General features: G+C 70.9%; 17 protein-coding genes. 5 read left to right on the plus strand and 12 right to left on the minus strand.

The genetic code is table 11. The annotated features are described in order from the left end of the window. Window positions 1-65: 65 nt before the first annotated feature. From hisF to hisD, 8 genes are read right to left on the minus strand one after another with little or no spacing between them, the layout of a single operon-like run. Window positions 66-821, minus strand: a complete 756-nt coding sequence (gene hisF / locus OG588_RS12550) for an imidazole glycerol phosphate synthase subunit HisF (RefSeq protein ID WP_365307692.1) — start codon at window positions 819-821, stop codon at window positions 66-68. Next, on the minus strand, window positions 818-1,228 hold the full coding sequence (locus tag OG588_RS12555; protein WP_405947350.1) for a RidA family protein: 411 nt from the start codon (window positions 1,226-1,228) through the stop codon (window positions 818-820). The genes hisF and OG588_RS12555 overlap by 4 nt, the downstream gene beginning before the upstream one ends. Continuing rightward, the gene (gene priA, locus OG588_RS12560; RefSeq protein ID WP_328683917.1) at window positions 1,225-1,953 is read right to left on the minus strand and encodes a bifunctional 1-(5-phosphoribosyl)-5-((5-phosphoribosylamino)methylideneamino)imidazole-4-carboxamide isomerase/phosphoribosylanthranilate isomerase PriA; all 729 of its coding nucleotides are present in this window, start codon (window positions 1,951-1,953) and stop codon (window positions 1,225-1,227) included. The genes OG588_RS12555 and priA overlap by 4 nt, the downstream gene beginning before the upstream one ends. Then, window positions 1,953-2,612, minus strand: coding sequence for an imidazole glycerol phosphate synthase subunit HisH (gene hisH / locus OG588_RS12565; RefSeq protein ID WP_019062287.1), 660 nt, complete (start codon window positions 2,610-2,612; stop codon window positions 1,953-1,955). Before hisH ends, priA begins: the two co-directional genes overlap by 1 nt. Beyond that, window positions 2,603-2,767 (minus strand): hypothetical protein, encoded by a 165-nt coding sequence (locus OG588_RS12570; RefSeq protein WP_019062288.1) that lies wholly within the window; start codon window positions 2,765-2,767, stop codon window positions 2,603-2,605. Before OG588_RS12570 ends, hisH begins: the two co-directional genes overlap by 10 nt. Continuing rightward, a complete protein-coding gene (gene hisB / locus OG588_RS12575; protein ID WP_019062289.1) occupies window positions 2,764-3,357 on the minus strand; it encodes an imidazoleglycerol-phosphate dehydratase HisB in 594 nt (197 codons plus the stop codon). The genes OG588_RS12570 and hisB overlap by 4 nt, the downstream gene beginning before the upstream one ends. Next, on the minus strand, window positions 3,354-4,463 hold the full coding sequence (locus OG588_RS12580; RefSeq protein WP_405947351.1) for a histidinol-phosphate transaminase: 1,110 nt from the start codon (window positions 4,461-4,463) through the stop codon (window positions 3,354-3,356). Before OG588_RS12580 ends, hisB begins: the two co-directional genes overlap by 4 nt. Then, complete coding sequence (hisD, locus tag OG588_RS12585; protein ID WP_405947352.1) at window positions 4,460-5,782, minus strand: histidinol dehydrogenase; 1,323 nt, start codon at window positions 5,780-5,782, stop codon at window positions 4,460-4,462. The genes OG588_RS12580 and hisD overlap by 4 nt, the downstream gene beginning before the upstream one ends. A gap of 171 nt (window positions 5,783-5,953) precedes the next feature. On the opposite strand from hisD, the gene OG588_RS12590 reads away from it, so the two are divergent. The 4 genes from OG588_RS12590 (at window position 5,954) to ybaK (ending at window position 10,081) form a co-directional block, all read left to right on the plus strand. Further along, window positions 5,954-7,531 (plus strand): oxidoreductase, encoded by a 1,578-nt coding sequence (locus OG588_RS12590; protein ID WP_405947353.1) that lies wholly within the window; start codon window positions 5,954-5,956, stop codon window positions 7,529-7,531. A 140-nt stretch (window positions 7,532-7,671) separates the two neighbouring features. Next, window positions 7,672-8,805 carry a hypothetical protein gene (locus tag OG588_RS12595; RefSeq protein WP_405947354.1) on the plus strand — a complete coding sequence of 378 codons (1,134 nt, stop codon included), beginning with the start codon at window positions 7,672-7,674 and terminating at the stop codon, window positions 8,803-8,805. 11 nt (window positions 8,806-8,816) lie between these two features. Then, on the plus strand, window positions 8,817-9,560 hold the full coding sequence (locus OG588_RS12600; protein WP_366092006.1) for an LON peptidase substrate-binding domain-containing protein: 744 nt from the start codon (window positions 8,817-8,819) through the stop codon (window positions 9,558-9,560). Between the two features lie 20 nt (window positions 9,561-9,580). Continuing rightward, on the plus strand, window positions 9,581-10,081 hold the full coding sequence (ybaK, locus tag OG588_RS12605) for a Cys-tRNA(Pro) deacylase (RefSeq protein ID WP_405947355.1): 501 nt from the start codon (window positions 9,581-9,583) through the stop codon (window positions 10,079-10,081). A gap of 630 nt (window positions 10,082-10,711) precedes the next feature. Here ybaK and OG588_RS12610 read toward each other — a convergent pair. The 4 genes from OG588_RS12610 to OG588_RS12625 form a co-directional block, all read right to left on the minus strand. Beyond that, window positions 10,712-11,452, minus strand: coding sequence for a DUF2567 domain-containing protein (locus tag OG588_RS12610; RefSeq protein WP_405947356.1), 741 nt, complete (start codon window positions 11,450-11,452; stop codon window positions 10,712-10,714). Window positions 11,453-11,486: 34 nt separating this feature from the next. Next, complete coding sequence (locus OG588_RS12615; protein WP_019062297.1) at window positions 11,487-12,314, minus strand: ABC transporter permease; 828 nt, start codon at window positions 12,312-12,314, stop codon at window positions 11,487-11,489. Window positions 12,315-12,378: 64 nt separating this feature from the next. Then, window positions 12,379-13,350: an ABC transporter ATP-binding protein gene (locus OG588_RS12620; RefSeq protein ID WP_405953107.1), complete on the minus strand. Its 972-nt coding sequence runs from the start codon at window positions 13,348-13,350 to the stop codon at window positions 12,379-12,381. A gap of 152 nt (window positions 13,351-13,502) precedes the next feature. After that, entirely contained in the window at window positions 13,503-14,726 is a 1,224-nt protein-coding gene (locus OG588_RS12625) for an NYN domain-containing protein (protein ID WP_266878055.1), read from the minus strand. Window positions 14,727-14,950: 224 nt separating this feature from the next. On the opposite strand from OG588_RS12625, the gene OG588_RS12630 reads away from it, so the two are divergent. Further along, the gene (locus OG588_RS12630; RefSeq protein WP_199827393.1) at window positions 14,951-15,115 is read left to right on the plus strand and encodes a hypothetical protein; all 165 of its coding nucleotides are present in this window, start codon (window positions 14,951-14,953) and stop codon (window positions 15,113-15,115) included. The last annotated feature ends 59 nt before the right edge of the window (window positions 15,116-15,174 follow it).

A 15,174-nucleotide genomic window follows, 5' to 3' on the forward strand; every position in this document is an offset into this window, starting at 1 on the left:
TCGCATCCCCCCACAAGTAAGCCCCGACCGCCAGGCAGCCGGGGCTTACAACAGGTCTCAGGGGATCACCGCACGGGGTGACCCGCTTCCCGCAACGCCTGCTTGACCTCACCGATCCGCAGATCCCCGAAGTGGAAGACGGAAGCCGCCAGCACCGCGTCCGCCCCCGCCGCCACCGCCGGCGGAAAGTCCGCGAGCTTGCCCGCGCCGCCGGAGGCGATGACCGGCACGGTCACGTGCTTGCGCACCGCCGCGATCATCTCCAGGTCGTAGCCGTCCTTCGTACCGTCCGCGTCCATCGAGTTGAGCAGGATCTCCCCCGCCCCCAACTCGGCCGCCCGGTGCGCCCATTCGACCGCGTCGATGCCGGTGCCCTTGCGACCGCCGTGGGTCGTGACCTCGAAGGAACCCGACTCCGTACGGCGCGCGTCCACCGACAGGACAAGAACCTGCCTGCCGAACCGCTCCGCGATCTCCCGGATCAGCTCGGGCCGTGTGATCGCCGCCGTGTTGACGCCGACCTTGTCCGCGCCCGCCCGCAGCAGCTTGTCCACGTCCTCGGCCGTGCGGACGCCGCCGCCGACCGTGAGCGGGATGAAGACCTGCTCGGCGGTGCGGCGGACCACGTCGTACGTCGTCTCGCGGTTGCCGGAGGACGCGGTGATGTCCAGGAAGGTCAACTCGTCGGCGCCCTCGGCGTCGTAGACCTTGGCCATCTCGACGGGGTCGCCCGCGTCGCGCAGGTTCTGGAAGTTGACGCCCTTCACGACCCGGCCGTTGTCCACGTCCAGGCAGGGGATGACTCGTACGGCCAACGTCATGCCGAACCTCCGCCCTCGGTACCGGAGCGGTACGCCTCCACCTCGACCTCGACCACCAGGCTCGGATCGACGAAGCCGGAGACGATGATCATGGACGCGGCGGGGCGGATCGCGTCGAAGAGTTCCTTGTGTGCGCGGCCCACGTCATCAACGTCCCGGGCGTGGGTGATGTACATACGGGTGCGCACCACATCGGCGGGGCCGAGACCCAGTTGCTCCAGCGCCGAGAACGCGACGTTGAACGCGTTGACCGTCTGCTCGTAGGGACCGCCCCCGGCGATCTCGCCGTCCACTATCGACGTGCACCCGGAGACCAGCACCAGGCCGTTGGGCAGCTGCACCGCGCGGGAGTAGCCGAAGGCGTCCTCCCAGGGCGCGCCGGTCGACACGCGTCGTAGCTCGGTCACCGGGCCACCGCCTCCAGTGCCTCTTCCAGGGTGAACGCCTTCGCGTACAGGGCCTTTCCGACGATGGAGCCCTCGACACCGAGGGGTACCAGCTCGGAGATCGCGCGGAGGTCGTCGAGCGAGGACACGCCACCGGAGGCCACGACGGGGCGGTCGGTCGCCGCGCAGACGTTGCGCAGCAGCTCCAGGTTGGGGCCCTGGAGGGTGCCGTCCTTGGCGATGTCGGTGACCACGTACCGGGCGCAGCCCTCGGAGTTGAGGCGGTCCAGCGTCTCGTAGAGGTCGCCGCCGTCGCGGGTCCAGCCGCGTCCGCGCAGGGTCGTGCCGCGTACGTCGAGGCCGACCGCGATCTTGTCGCCGTGCTCGGCGATGACCTTGGCGACCCACTCCGGGGTCTCCAGCGCGGCGGTGCCGAGGTTGACCCGGGTGCAGCCGGTGGCGAGGGCGGCGGCGAGGGTGTCGTCGTCGCGGATGCCGCCGGACAACTCGACCTTGATGTCCATGGCGCCGGCGACCTCGGCGATGAGCTTGCGGTTGTCGCCGGTGCCGAACGCGGCGTCCAGGTCGACGAGGTGCAGCCACTCGGCGCCGGAGCTCTGCCAGGCGAGGGCGGCCTCCAGGGGGGAGCCGTAGGAGGTCTCGGTCCCGGACTCGCCGTGCACCAGGCGGACGGCCTGGCCGTCGCGGACGTCCACGGCGGGGAGGAGTTCGAGCTTCGAAGGCATCAGAGGGTTCCGATCCAGTTGTTCAGCAGCTGCGCTCCGGCGTCGCCGGACTTCTCGGGGTGGAACTGCGTGGCCCACAGGGCGCCGTTCTCCACGGCGGCCACGAAGGGCTTGCCGTGCGTCGACCAGGTGACCAGGGGGGCGCGCATCGCCGGGTTCACGACTTCGAGGGACCAGTCGTGGACGGCGTAGGAGTGCACGAAGTAGAAGCGCGCGTCCGCGTCGAGGCCCGCGAAGAGCTGGGAGCCCGCCGGGGTGTCGACGGTGTTCCAGCCCATGTGGGGCACGATCTCGGCCTGCAACGGCTCGACCGAGCCGGGCCACTCGTCCAGGCCCTCGGTCTCCACGCCGTGCTCGATGCCCCGCGCGAACAGGATCTGCATGCCCACGCAGATGCCCATCACCGGGCGCCCACCGGCCAGCCGGCGCCCGACGATCCAGTCGCCGCGCGCCTCCTTGAGGCCCTGCATACAGGCGGCGAAGGCACCGACACCCGGCACCAGCAGGCCGTCCGCGTTCATGGCCTTGTCGTAGTCACGCGTTATCTCGACCTCGGCACCCGTGCGCGCGAGAGCACGCTCGGCGGAACGGACGTTCCCGAAGCCGTAGTCGAAGACGACGACCTTCTTGGAAGCGTTCTTCGCCGCGCTCAACTCCACACCGCCAGCCGCATGACCCCCGCGACCAGACACATCGCCGCGCCGATGGAGACCAGCACGATGAGGCTCGCCGGCATCTTCTGCTTGACGAAGGAGTAGACCCCGCCGAGGAGGAAGAGTCCGACGACGATCAGGAGGCTGGAGAGGCCGGTCACAGCGCGCCCTTCGTGGAGGGGAGGATGCCGGCCGCGCGCGGGTCACGCTCGGAGGCGTAGCGCAGCGCGCGGGCCAGCGCCTTGAACTGGCACTCCACGATGTGGTGTGCGTTGCGCCCATAGGGCACGTGCACATGAAGCGCGATCTGGGCCTGTGCGACGAAGGACTCCAGGATGTGCCGGGTCATCGTGGTGTCGTACTCGCCGATCATCGGCGCCATGTTCTCGGGCTCGGTGTGCACGAGGTAGGGGCGGCCGGAGAGATCGACGGTCACCTGAGCCAGGGACTCGTCCAGGGGAACCGTGCAGTTGCCGAACCGATAGATCCCCACCTTGTCGCCGAGCGCCTGCTTGAAGGCGGCGCCGAGGGCTAGGGCGGTGTCCTCGATGGTGTGGTGCGAGTCGATGTGCAGATCGCCCTCGGTCTTCACGGTGAGGTCGAACAGACCGTGCCGGCCGAGCTGGTCGAGCATGTGGTCGTAGAAGCCGACTCCTGTCGACACGTCGACCTTGCCGTGCCCGTCGAGATCGATCTCGACGAGGACCGAGGTCTCCTTGGTCGCCCGCTCCACCCGTCCTACGCGGTTCATGCGCTCTGCTCCTTCTTCAGTTCACGGACCGCGTCGAGGAACGCGTCGTTCTCTTCGGGGGTTCCGGCGGAGACCCGCAGCCACCCCGGGATGCCGTTGTCCCGGACCAGGACGCCCTGGTCGAGGATCTTCTGCCAGGCGGTGTGCGAGTCCGCGAACCGCCCGAACTGCACGAAGTTCGCGTCGGACTCGACGACTTCACACCCGAGGGCCTTCAACTCGCCCACCAGCCGGTCCCGTTCGGACTTCAGCTGCTCGACATACCCGAGCAGTGTGTCGGTGTGCTCCAGGGCGGCCAGCGCGGTCGCCTGGGTGATCGCCGACAAGTGGTAGGGCAGCCGTACGAGTTGGACGGCGTCGACGACGGCCGGGTGCGCGGCGAGATAGCCGAGGCGGAGCCCCGCCGCCCCGAAGGCCTTCGACATCGTCCGCGAGACGACGAGATTCGGCCGACCTTCGAGCAGCGGCAGCAGCGAGTCGCCGTGGCTGAACTCGATGTACGCCTCGTCGACGATCACCATCGACGGCTTGGCGGCCTGCGCGGCTTCGTACAGCGCGAGGACCGTCTCGGGCGGAACGGCGTTGCCCGTGGGGTTGTTGGGGGTCGTGACGAACACGACGTCGGGCTTGTTCTCGGCGATCCACCGCTCGGCGGCGGCGAGATCGATCGTGAAGTCCTCGTTGCGCGGGCCGGAGATCCAACCGGTCCCCGTGCCGCGCGCGATGAGCGCGTGCATCGAGTACGACGGCTCGAAGCCGATCGCGGTACGGCCGGGCCCGCCGAAGGTCTGGAGCAGTTGCTGGATGACCTCGTTGGAGCCGTTGGCCGCCCACACGTTCTCGACCCCGACCCGGTAACTCCCGGTCTTCGTCAGGTAGTTGGCCAGCTCGGTGCGCAGCTCTACGACGTCCCGGTCCGGGTAGCGGTTGAGATCGCGGGCGGCTTCACGAACCCGCTCGGCGATCCGCTCGACCAACGCCTCGGGCAGCGGGTAGGGGTTCTCGTTGGTGTTCAGCCGTACGGGGACGTCCAACTGGGGCGCGCCGTAAGGGGACTTGCCGCGCAGCTCGTCCCGTACGGGAAGATCGTCGATTCCGAAGCTCACTTGCCGGGCACCTTCCAACCGAACCTAGCCTTGACCGCCGCGCCGTGCGCGGGCAGATCCTCCGCCTCCGCCAGCGTCACCACGTGATGCGCCACGTCGGCCAGCGCGTCCTTCGTGTAGTCGACGATGTGGATGCCACGCAGGAAGGACTGCACGGAGAGCCCGGAGGAGTGGCAGGCGCAACCCCCGGTCGGCAGCACGTGGTTGGAGCCGGCCGCGTAGTCGCCCAGCGACACAGGCGCCCAGGGTCCGACGAAGATCGCGCCCGCGTTCCGCACCCGGTCGGCGACCGCGGCGGCGTCGGCCGTCTGGACCTCCAGGTGCTCGGCGCCGTAAGCGTTGACGACCCTGAGCCCCTCGTCGATGCCGTCGACGAGGACGATCGCGGACTGTCGGCCGGCCAGCGCCGGGGCGATCCGGTCCTCGATGTGCTTGGTGGCCGCGACCTGCGGTTCCAGTTCCTTCTCGACCGCGTCCGCGAGCGTCACGGAGTCCGTGACCAGGACGGCGGCGGCGAGCGGGTCGTGTTCGGCCTGGCTGATCAGGTCGGCGGCGACGTGCACGGGGTCGGCGGTGTCGTCGGCGAGGACCGCGATCTCGGTCGGGCCGGCCTCGGTGTCGATGCCGATCTTGCCGGTGAAGTAGCGCTTGGCGGCGGCGACCCAGATGTTGCCGGGCCCGGTGACCATGTTGGCCGGGGCGCAGGACTCGGTGCCGTGGGCGAACATCGCGACGGCCTGGGCTCCGCCGACGGCGTAGACCTCGTCGACGCCGAGCAGCGCGCAGGCGGCGAGGATCGTCGGGTGCGGCAGCCCGCCGAAGTCCGCCTGTGGCGGCGAGGCGAGCGCGACGGAGCCGACGCCGGCCTCCTGGGCCGGGACCACGTTCATGATCACGGACGAGGGGTAGACCGACCGCCCGCCGGGCGCGTACAGCCCCACCCGGTCGACCGGCACCCACTTCTCGGTGACGGAACCACCCGGCACCACCTGCGTGGTGTGTGTCGTACGGCGCTGCTCGCGGTGGACGAGCCGGGCGCGCCGGATGGACTCCTCCAGGGCCGCGCGTACCTCCGGGTCGAGCTGCTCCAGCGCGTCGCTGAGCGCCTGCGCCGGGACCCGTACCGATTCCAGCCGCACGCCGTCGAACTTCTCGGCGAAGTCGATCAGCGCCGCGTCGCCCCGATGATGCACGGCCTCGCAGATCGGCCGCACCTTCTCCAGGGCGGCCGAGACGTCGAAGTCGGCTCGGGGCAGCAGGTCGCGCAGGGCGGGTCCCTCGGGGAGGGCGTCACCGCGCAGATCGATTCGGGAGATCACGGGGCCAATTCTCTCAGACTGAGATCGGGCGCCGCTCACGCATATCAATGGCTGATACAGAACGTGGCCGGAACCCGGAAGATCCCCTTCACGTCTAGTGTTCCGGGCGTCACGGAGCGGGCATGAACAGCTGTGCGAAACCCGTGAGTAGTTGAGAGGGATGAAAGAGCAGTGACCGAGGGTGCCGGCCTCCGCGCGGGGGATGTGCCGGACGATCTGACCGCCGCCGAGGCCGGTATGTGGCAGGCCTTCCGCAACGGCAGCGTGTACGACCTGAGCAGCGGCGACACGGTCGTCGACGATCCGCACGGCGGGCACCCGTGGGGCCCGGAGCGGACGGTACGGGCCCGCATCGTGTGCTGGCTGCTCCTGGACGGACCGCCCGCGCTGTCGGGCCGGGTGGCCTCCCTGAAACTCACCGGCGTGCAGATCAGCGGCGTCCTGGACCTGGCGGGCGGCACCGTCACGCCGTACGTGGAGCTGAAGGGCTGCCGTTTCGAGCGGGAGGTGCTGCTGCCGGAGGCCCGCTTCCAGACCGTACGGCTGGTGGACTGCTCGGTGCCGCGGTTGGAGGCGGCGCGGGTGCACACGGAGGGCGATCTGCATCTGCCGCGCTGTCGCTTCCACAACGGGGTGCGGCTGACCGACGCGCACATCGGCACGGATCTGCTGCTGAACCAGGCGATCGTGTACCGGGACCGCACCGGGCGTTCGATCGCCGCCGACGGCATGACCGTGGGCCAGGATCTCCAGGCCGAACTCCTCGAATCGCACGGCGAGTTGAGCCTGCGCAGCGCCAAGGTCGGGGTCTCGCTGAGCCTGCGCGGCGCCCGGCTGGCGAACCCGTACAGCCGACTCGCCCTGAACGCGCCCCAGTTGACCGTGGGCCGCACCCTGTACCTCACCCCGGCCGGTGTCGGCGGCCCCTGGCTGAGCGGCACAACTCCCGCGCGCGGGACCCGCATCCAGCGTTTCTCGTGCCAGGGCGGGGTGCGGCTGGACGACGGGCGGTTCGGGGACGCGGTGGACCTGGAGCGGGCCCGGTTCACGTTCACGGACGACCAGGAACTGTCGCTGCTGCGCATCCAGGCACCGGAGTTGCGCTTCCTCGGGGAGCGGCCGCAGCGCGGGAAGGTGGTGCTGTCGGGGGCGCGGGTGGTCAACCTGATCGATTCGGCGACCAGTTGGCCGGGTCCCGGCAACCTGCACATGGGCGGCTTCGTGTACGAGAACCTCGTACCGCAGGGCCCGTTCCCGCTGGACACCCGCCTCGACTGGGTGGCCGCGGCGACCGCCGAGTACGCCCCGGAGCCGTACGAGCGGCTTGCGACCGTGCTGCGCAACGCCGGTGAGGACGAGGACGCGCGCGAGGTGCTGCTCGCCAAGCAGCGCAGGCGCCGGGAGAGTCTGCCGATCGCGGCCAAGGTGTGGGGGATCGTGCAGGACTGGACGGTCGCCTACGGGTACCGGCCGGGCCGGGCCGCCGTATGGATGGCGGTGCTGTGGGCGGCGAGCTCGCTGGCCTTCGCACACGCCGACCACGCGCCGGTGAACACGAACGGGCATCCGCCGTGGAGCCCGGCCCTGTTCGCGCTGGACCTGCTGCTGCCGGTGATCGACCTGGGGCAGGTGGGCCAATGGCAGCTGCACGGGGGCTGGCAGTGGCTCTCGGTGGCGCTGATCCTGCTGGGGTGGATCTTGGCCACGACGGTGGCGGCGGGCGCCACACGCCTGCTCAGACGCGGTTAGGAACCCGTCCGCGAAGGCCCCCGGCACAGCACTCGAACAGGTGAGCAACAGTCACCTTTTACCTTCCCTTGACCAGGGCGCGTACAACTTTCAGCCGGGTGCTCAATCGGTCTGGCGCACTCCGGATCCACGGTCTTTCAATGGTCGACACCATGGCTCTGCTGCGCGCGTTCATCCGTACCGCCCGGATGGCAAGGAACACCTCGCGGCTCGCCGCCGGGCTGCCGGCCGACGACGAGGTCCTCCTCGACGCGCCCGACGACCGGCTCGGCCCCGCGCTGGTCGCCGCCGGACGCGGCGAGTACGGCCCGGCCTCCGCACTGCTGGCCGCCACGCGCGCGGCCGCCGAGTGGGAGGACCGCGACCGCCACACGCGTCGGCTCGCCGCGTTCGCCCGCTGCCGCCCCGAGTGGCTGGACGACTGGTGCGCGGCGGCCCCTCGGAATCCGGACGCACTCCTCATCACGGCTCAGCTGGCGATGGACCGCTGCTGGGAGTCACCGGCCCGCGCCGAACTGCTGCGCGAGCTGAGCCCGCTGATCACGGCGGCCGCCGAGGCCGAACCGCGCGACCCGGTGCCCTGGCGCATCGCCCTCGACCGGGCACGGGGCACGAACGCCGGGCACACCGAGTTCGAACGGCTGTGGGGCGAGGCGGTCCGCCGTTCCCCGCACCACTACGGCTGCCATGTGGCCGCCCTCCAGTACCTCTCGGCCGCCTGCTGCGCGCAGTGGGGGAACACACCGCACACCGCCCGCTGCTCCCACCGCGCGTGCTTCGACTTCGCCGAGCCGGCCGCACAGGACGCCCTGCCCGGCTCGCTCGTCCAGGCGCTGCCGGTGCGGGCAGCCTTCGCCTGTCTGACCGACGGCTGCGCTCCGCCGGTGCCCCGCGCCCGCCTGGACGCGGCGGCCGACCTGGCCATCGCCCTGTCGGCCACGTACGCGCCGGCGGACCCCTGGCCCGCGGAGGTCCGCAACCTCCTGACCTACGTCCTCATCCGCCTCGAACGCTGGACGGACGCGCTCGACCAGCTCCGCCTGATCGGCCCGTACGCCACGTCCTTCCCCTGGGACCGGATCTCGGACGACCCGCTGGGCCAGTTCCTGGAAATCCGGGACGGCGTACGCGTGGCGGTGGCCTCGGACGTCCCGCTCGGCGGCCCGATTCCCCCCACGCTGCCGGCGATTCCGACGCAGCCGTGGGCCTTCGAGGACGCTCCCGGGTATCCACGGAGTGAGCACGACGGCCGTGCCCGCTCCGGCGACCATTAGGATTTTGCGGCGTGACCACCGTCCGGCTGCCGCTCTTCCCCCTGAACTCGGTTCTGTTCCCGGGGCTCGTGCTTCCTCTGAACATTTTCGAGGAGCGCTATCGCGCCATGATGCGCGATCTGCTCAAGACCCCTGAGGAGGATTCGCGCCGATTCGCCGTCGTGGCCATCCGCGACGGCCACGAGGTGGCATCGACCGCCCCGGGCATGCCCGACCAGACGGCCGTGCCCGAACGCGGGCCCACCGCCGGCTTCGGCCCCGACCCGCTCAAGGCCTTCCACTCGGTGGGCTGCGTCGCCGACGCGGCCACGATCCGCGAGCGCGCCGACGGCAGTTTCGAGGTGCTGGCGACGGGCACGACCCGGATGCGACTGCTCTCCGTGGACGCCTCGGGCCCGTTCCTGACGGCCGAGCTGGAGGAGCTGCCCGAGGAGAAGGGCGACGAGGCGGGCGCGCTTGCGGAGGGCGTGCTACGCGCGTTCCGCCAATACCAAAAACGCTTGGCAGGCGCCCGAGAACGCACCCTGTCGACGGGCGAGGCCGAACTCCCCGACGAACCGGCGGTGGTCTCCTACCTGGTGGCCGCCGCGATGATGCTGGACACGGCGACAAAACAACGCCTCCTCCAGGCCCCCGACACGGCTTCCCGCCTCCGCGACGAACTGAAACTCCTTCGCTCCGAGACGGCCATCATCCGTAACCTGCCGTCCCTGCCCGCGTCGGACCTGACCCGAGGCCCGACAAGCCTGAACTGACCCGGAAACCGGACCAACTGATGGCCAAGAAGCCAAAACAACAACAGCCGGGCGGCACTCCCGCGACGGTCGTCCTGACGACCGCGGGAGTGCCGTACGACCTCCACGCCTACGACCACGACCCGTCCCACCCCTCCTACGGCGAGGAGGCGGCCGAGGCGATGGGCGTCTCCCCGGACCGGGTTTTCAAAACCTTGCTGGCGGACGTGGACGGCACGTTGACGGTCGCCATCGTCCCGGTGGCGGGCCAGCTGGACCTGAAGGCACTCGCGTCGGCGGTGGGCGGCAAACGCGCGGCGATGGCCGACCCGACCCTCGCCGAACGCACCACGGGTTACGTCCGAGGCGGCATCTCCCCCCTCGGCCAACGCAAAAAACTCCGCACGGTCCTGGACGACTCGGCCTCGTCCCACCCCACGATCTGCGTCTCGGCGGGCCGCCGCGGCCTGGAGGTGGAGCTCTCCCCCGAGGACCTGAAAACCCTCACGGCCGCGGTACTGGCCCCCATCGGCCGTGCGTGACCTCTCGACGCGGCGCCCGTCCTGGGTTAAGCACAAGGGGCATGTCGAAGAAAACGCGAAAACGAAAGTGGCGCGTACGGAAGCACAGGGCTAATCACGGACGCCGACCGGCGTAGGCGTTTCGGACGCCGGTCCGGTGACTTTCGGGGGGGGGCGTCTGGTGTCTCCCGGGGATGGCTTCTGAACGCGAGGGGGGCAACCCAGCCTGTCCGGCGTTCCTTGAGGGCGCGACTTCTCGCCGCAGGCGGGCGACCCAGCCCGTCGGGCGCTCCTTGGGGCCCGACTTTCTCAGCGAGAGGGCGACTCAGCGCCGACGGCCGGCCCATCCAGCTGATCCCGCGTTCCTTGAGGGGCCGGCACTTCTCCACGCCGACGGGCAGAATCCAGCCCGTCCGGCGTCCGAGGACAAACCAGGGCAATCCCCTCCATCACAGCCGACACATCCAGCCGGTCCGGCGTCTCCCGCAGGGGGCGCCTCTCAACACAGGCCCACAAATCCAGCCCGTCCGGCGATTGAGGACGAGGCCGTTCAGGCCGATGGGGGGTCTGGGGGCGGAGCCCCCAGACGGGGCTGAAGGGGCAGAGCCCCTGGGGGATGGGACGGGTAGGGGCGGCGGGGGCGAAAACCCCCTACCCCATCGGCGCCCCGTACCCGTCCTTGGGAACCGCCCCCTCCTGCAGATACACCGGCTCAGGATCCCGAGGCCCGAACAAGGCCGTCAGCCCCAGATGAACGACCAGCGCGGCAACCGGCCAAGCCAGCAACGCCCCCTTCGCCCCCAACTTCAGCGGCGCGGAGAACGTAACCCCCTTACCCACAGCCTTGGCATGCGCGAGCACATCCTTCGTGGGCCCGAACCACATCCCCAGCCGCCAGGCGAGGAACGAAGCGAGCAGCCCACCCAAGGCCAGCGCAGCGACCAGCGGCACTCCCCCACGCCGCCGCAACAGGAACACGGCAAGCGCACTCAGCACCCCGAAAGCCACCGCGAGCAGAGTGAACGTTCCGTCCACCCCCACCGCCTGCTCGCCCTCGGAGTCCTTGAGGTAGACGACCCAGCTCTTGTCGACCACGTCCCCGACCAGCGGCACATGCGGCGCCAGCCACCACCACAACACCCCGAGCAACACCCCACCGAGCGCGACGGCGACCGTGCCGACCACGCCCTCGATCAGCTCGGTCTTCATCCCGGGCCCGTCCTGGCCGTAGGACGCTTCCTGCGGGGGATACGCGGGATACCCGGCACCGGAGGCACCCGGGTCGGCCGAGGCGCCGGAGTCACCCGAGGTGTCCGGATCACCCGGCGGCTGCCACGGGTCGTGCGGGGACTGGTCACGCGGCGGCGGAGGCGGAGTCAGCGGTGCGGTCACGGTGCCATCGTGCCAGGCCCCGCTGTGCGGCGCGTCACCGGACGGCAGCCCGACGGTAGGCCCAGGCGGCGACGGCAAGCGAAACGACCCCGACCCCGGCGCATACGGCGAGGTCACCGAGGACGAGCGCCCAGTCCGGATGCGCGGCGAAGGTCTGCGCGAACGCCTCCACGCCGTACGTCGAGGGCACCAGATCCCGCAGGAACCGCACCGCGTCCGGCATCCGATCAGCAGGCAGCACACCCAGCAACAGAGCCGCGGACATGCCCAACTGCCCGAGCAGCGTGGCGAGTTCGGGGCGAGGCGCAAGCAGCCCGAGAGCCGCCCCGAGCCCGGCGAGCGCGGCCCCGGCGAGCGGGATCACCGCCGCCAGGATCCAGATGTTCCCCATCGGCAGCCCGAAGAGCACGCACCCGAAGACGGCGGTGAGCGCGGTCCCGGGCACGGTGAAGGAGGCGTACGCCCCCGCGGCGCCCAGCACCACGGCCGCGGGCGGCACCGGCAGGGTGGCGTAGTGGTCGAGCCCGCCGCTCCCGCGCAGCTGCCCGAAGTACTGCGCGAGCAGGTTGAGGCCGACGTAGGCGACGACGAGCACGGACGAGCCGGCGACGACGAACCGGGCGTCGTGGCTCCCGCCGTCGACGACCCCGCGCATCATGATCAGGATGCCGACCGACTGGAAGGTCGCCACGAACAGCAGCGGAATCCGCGCGACCCGCGCCCGGGACAGCTGCGCCCGGTACACGGCGGCCATGGAGGGCCACAGCCTGGCCTTCGGCCCCAGCTCGGCCGCGCCCGTCCCGACGGCCTCCGGCACGGCCAGCGGGCCACTCGGCAGAACATCGGCGGATACGACACTCACGTCGCGCTGCTCCTCTCGACGCCGGCACTCGCCCTGTCCCATACGGATACGACGGCTCGTGTACTCATGCCTTCACCAGCCCCTGCGCGTTTCCGCCCAGCGTCAGATACACGTCCTCCAGGCTGGGCGTGGCCAGGGTGAAGTCGTCCAGGGCTGCGAACGCGGCCCCGCCGGTCACCGTGGCGACGGCCACCCGGGCCTCCTCGGGGGCGAGCCTGAGCGTCCAGCGGCGGCCCGACTCGACGGCCCGGTCCCGCAGCGCGGCGACCTCCGGGACGTCCAGCGGCGGCTTCTCCCGCCACACCAGCTCGACCCGCACCTCGCCCGCGACCTGTTCCTTGAGCCCGGCGGGGGTGTCGCAGGCGATGACCTTGCCCTGGTCGAGGACGGCGACCCGGTCGAGGACGGTCTCGGCCTCGATGACGTTGTGGGTGACGAGCAGCACGGTGGACCCGCGCTCGGCCCGGCGCCGGTCGACGGCGGACCACACGGCCCTGCGCGCGACCGGATCCATCCCGGTGGTCGGCTCGTCGAGCACCAGCAGCGACCGCTCCCCGACCAGCGCGGCGGCCACACACGCCAGCCGCCGCTGCCCACCGGACAGCTTCTTGAGCGCCCGCCCGGCAATGGCCGTAAGCCCCAACTCGTCCAGTACGGCGTCCCGTTCGGCCCTCGCCTCGCGCAGGTCCAAGCCGCGCAGCCGGGCGGTGGTCTCGGCGGCCAGCGACACGGTGAGTTCGTCGAGCGCGGAGGACTCCTGGCCGAGGTAGGCGAGGATCCGCGCGGCCCGCTCCGGGTGGCGGACGATGTCGTGGCCGAGGATCTCGACGCTGCCGGCGTCGGGCCGCATGAGCCCGGTCAGCTGGCGTACGAGGGTGGACTTGCCGGCGCCGTTCGGCCCGAGCAGTCCGAAGATCTCGCCCCGGTGGATGTCGAGGGTCACGTCGTCGGTGGCCCGCACCTCGGGGGTGCCCGGCGCACCGCGTCGGCCGCGCACCGCCGGATAGGTCTTGCTGAGCCCGCGCACCGCGCACACGACATCCCCACCGTGTCGAAGTGCCACTCCCGCGCGCGTACTCACGGGACGAGACTACGGGGTCCGGGAGGCCCGCCCGTTCGCGGGTCGGTCGAGAACGGCACATTCGTCGGTAAAGCCGCCCCGCCGCAAGGCCACCCGGCCGACTCCGCTCACTCGCCCGCGGGTGCGTGCTCCGCGGCCGTCCGTACGTCGATCTCGCGCCAGAACCCGGCCCGGATCGCGTACCGGTCGTGCTCGTCGATCTGGTCGTCCTTGTGGGCGAGGAGGCCGAACCGGGCGGCGTAGCGCAGCAGTTCGCCGTCGATGCGGTGCGGGACGCGCGGGTACATCCCGGACAGTTTCTGCAGGTGGCTGCCGTGGTCGCCGAGGCGGCCCATCCAGCGGCGGGCGAAAACCTGGCCCACTTCGTAGGGGTCGCCGCCGACCGTGGTGATGTCCTCCTCGCGGTCGGCCCAGCGCTGCTCGGCGGTGGTCAGCTGCGCCAGCGTCGGCATCGAGGCGACCTCGGGCGGCTCGGCGGCGCCTCCCGGCCGGTCGACCCACCCTTTGTCGGAGGACCAGCGCAGGGTCGCGCTCGTGGGCTGCGGTACGGGCTGGGCGGCACCCGGGGCCTTCAGGCTCGCGAGGTCCTTCGGGGTGGGCACGCCCTTGGACGCGGGCACCCGCTCCTGCGAACCGTTCTCCGAACCGGCCTCGGCCGCCGCGTGCTCGCCCTCCTCGGCCGGCCGCTCGCGCGTGGCCGGCGCGGACTCGGGCAGCGGCGCGGACAGGATCGCGGCGATCTCCGGCCGCGGCACCGGCGGCGGCGCGCACACACCGCCGAGATCCTTCGCCCGTACGGCCTTGGTGATCCAGGTCCGGTCGAGCACCCGCCGCTCGTCGGCCTCGGCGACCAGGTCCTCGGACTGGTTGTAGTCCCCGTCCGCGGCCTGCACGGCCCACAGGTGTACGGCGACGCCGTGCTCCTTGGCGGCCATCATGCCCGGCAGCAGATCGCCGTCGCCGGTGACGAGCACGACGTCGGAGCAGGCGCGGTTGCGGGCCAGTTCGGTCAGTTCGGCGTGCATGGCGGCGTCGACGCCCTTCTGCGCCCAGCGGCCGTCGCTGCGGGTCAGGGCGCCGAGGCGGACGGTGACGCGGGGCATCACGCGCAGCCTGCGGTGCTCGGGCTGCGGGACGCGGTCGGGGGCGCCGTCGAACCAGTAGATGCGCAGCAGAGGTCGTTCGGTGTCGGACTCGGCTCGCTCGCGCAAACCCTGGATGAGGGCGGCGTGATCGACGGTGATACGGGAACGCGAGGGCTCTCCGGCGAGGAGACTGGCTGCGGCCCCCAGCAGATACCCGGCGTCCACCAGGACGATGCAGCGGTCCACGCGACTCACCCTCTTCCCGGTCGGTTCACTTCGGGCTTGCTTCGAGTCTGCCCGACCGCACAGGGGTTAACGGCCCGAACTCGATCTTCGGCGTGGCGTTTCGGGGCTTCTCTCTCGTACCAACCATGTCACACACGGTAATTATCCGAAATGCGTTCTTCGTCAGCCTATGTGAATCTGGTCGCGGCCCCGGCCCCTAGATCTCCCCCAGGAGGCAGATCACCATGGCCAAGAACAAGCACCGTGACCGTAAGCAGCCGCAGTCCGAGCGCGCCGAGGAGCAGGCCAAGTCGTCCTCGATGCAGGACCAGGCCGAACAGCGCATATCCCAGGCGACTCCGAGCGACATGGCCCGCAAGGGCAGGGAGAAGCGCTTCGGCCACAACTGAGGCCTGCGTTGAGGGTTGTTCAATGACTGAGGGGCGCATCCGTTGGCGGATGCGCCCCT

Source organism: Streptomyces prunicolor, assembly GCF_045162825.1.
Classification (GTDB): domain Bacteria; phylum Actinomycetota; class Actinomycetes; order Streptomycetales; family Streptomycetaceae; genus Streptomyces; species Streptomyces prunicolor.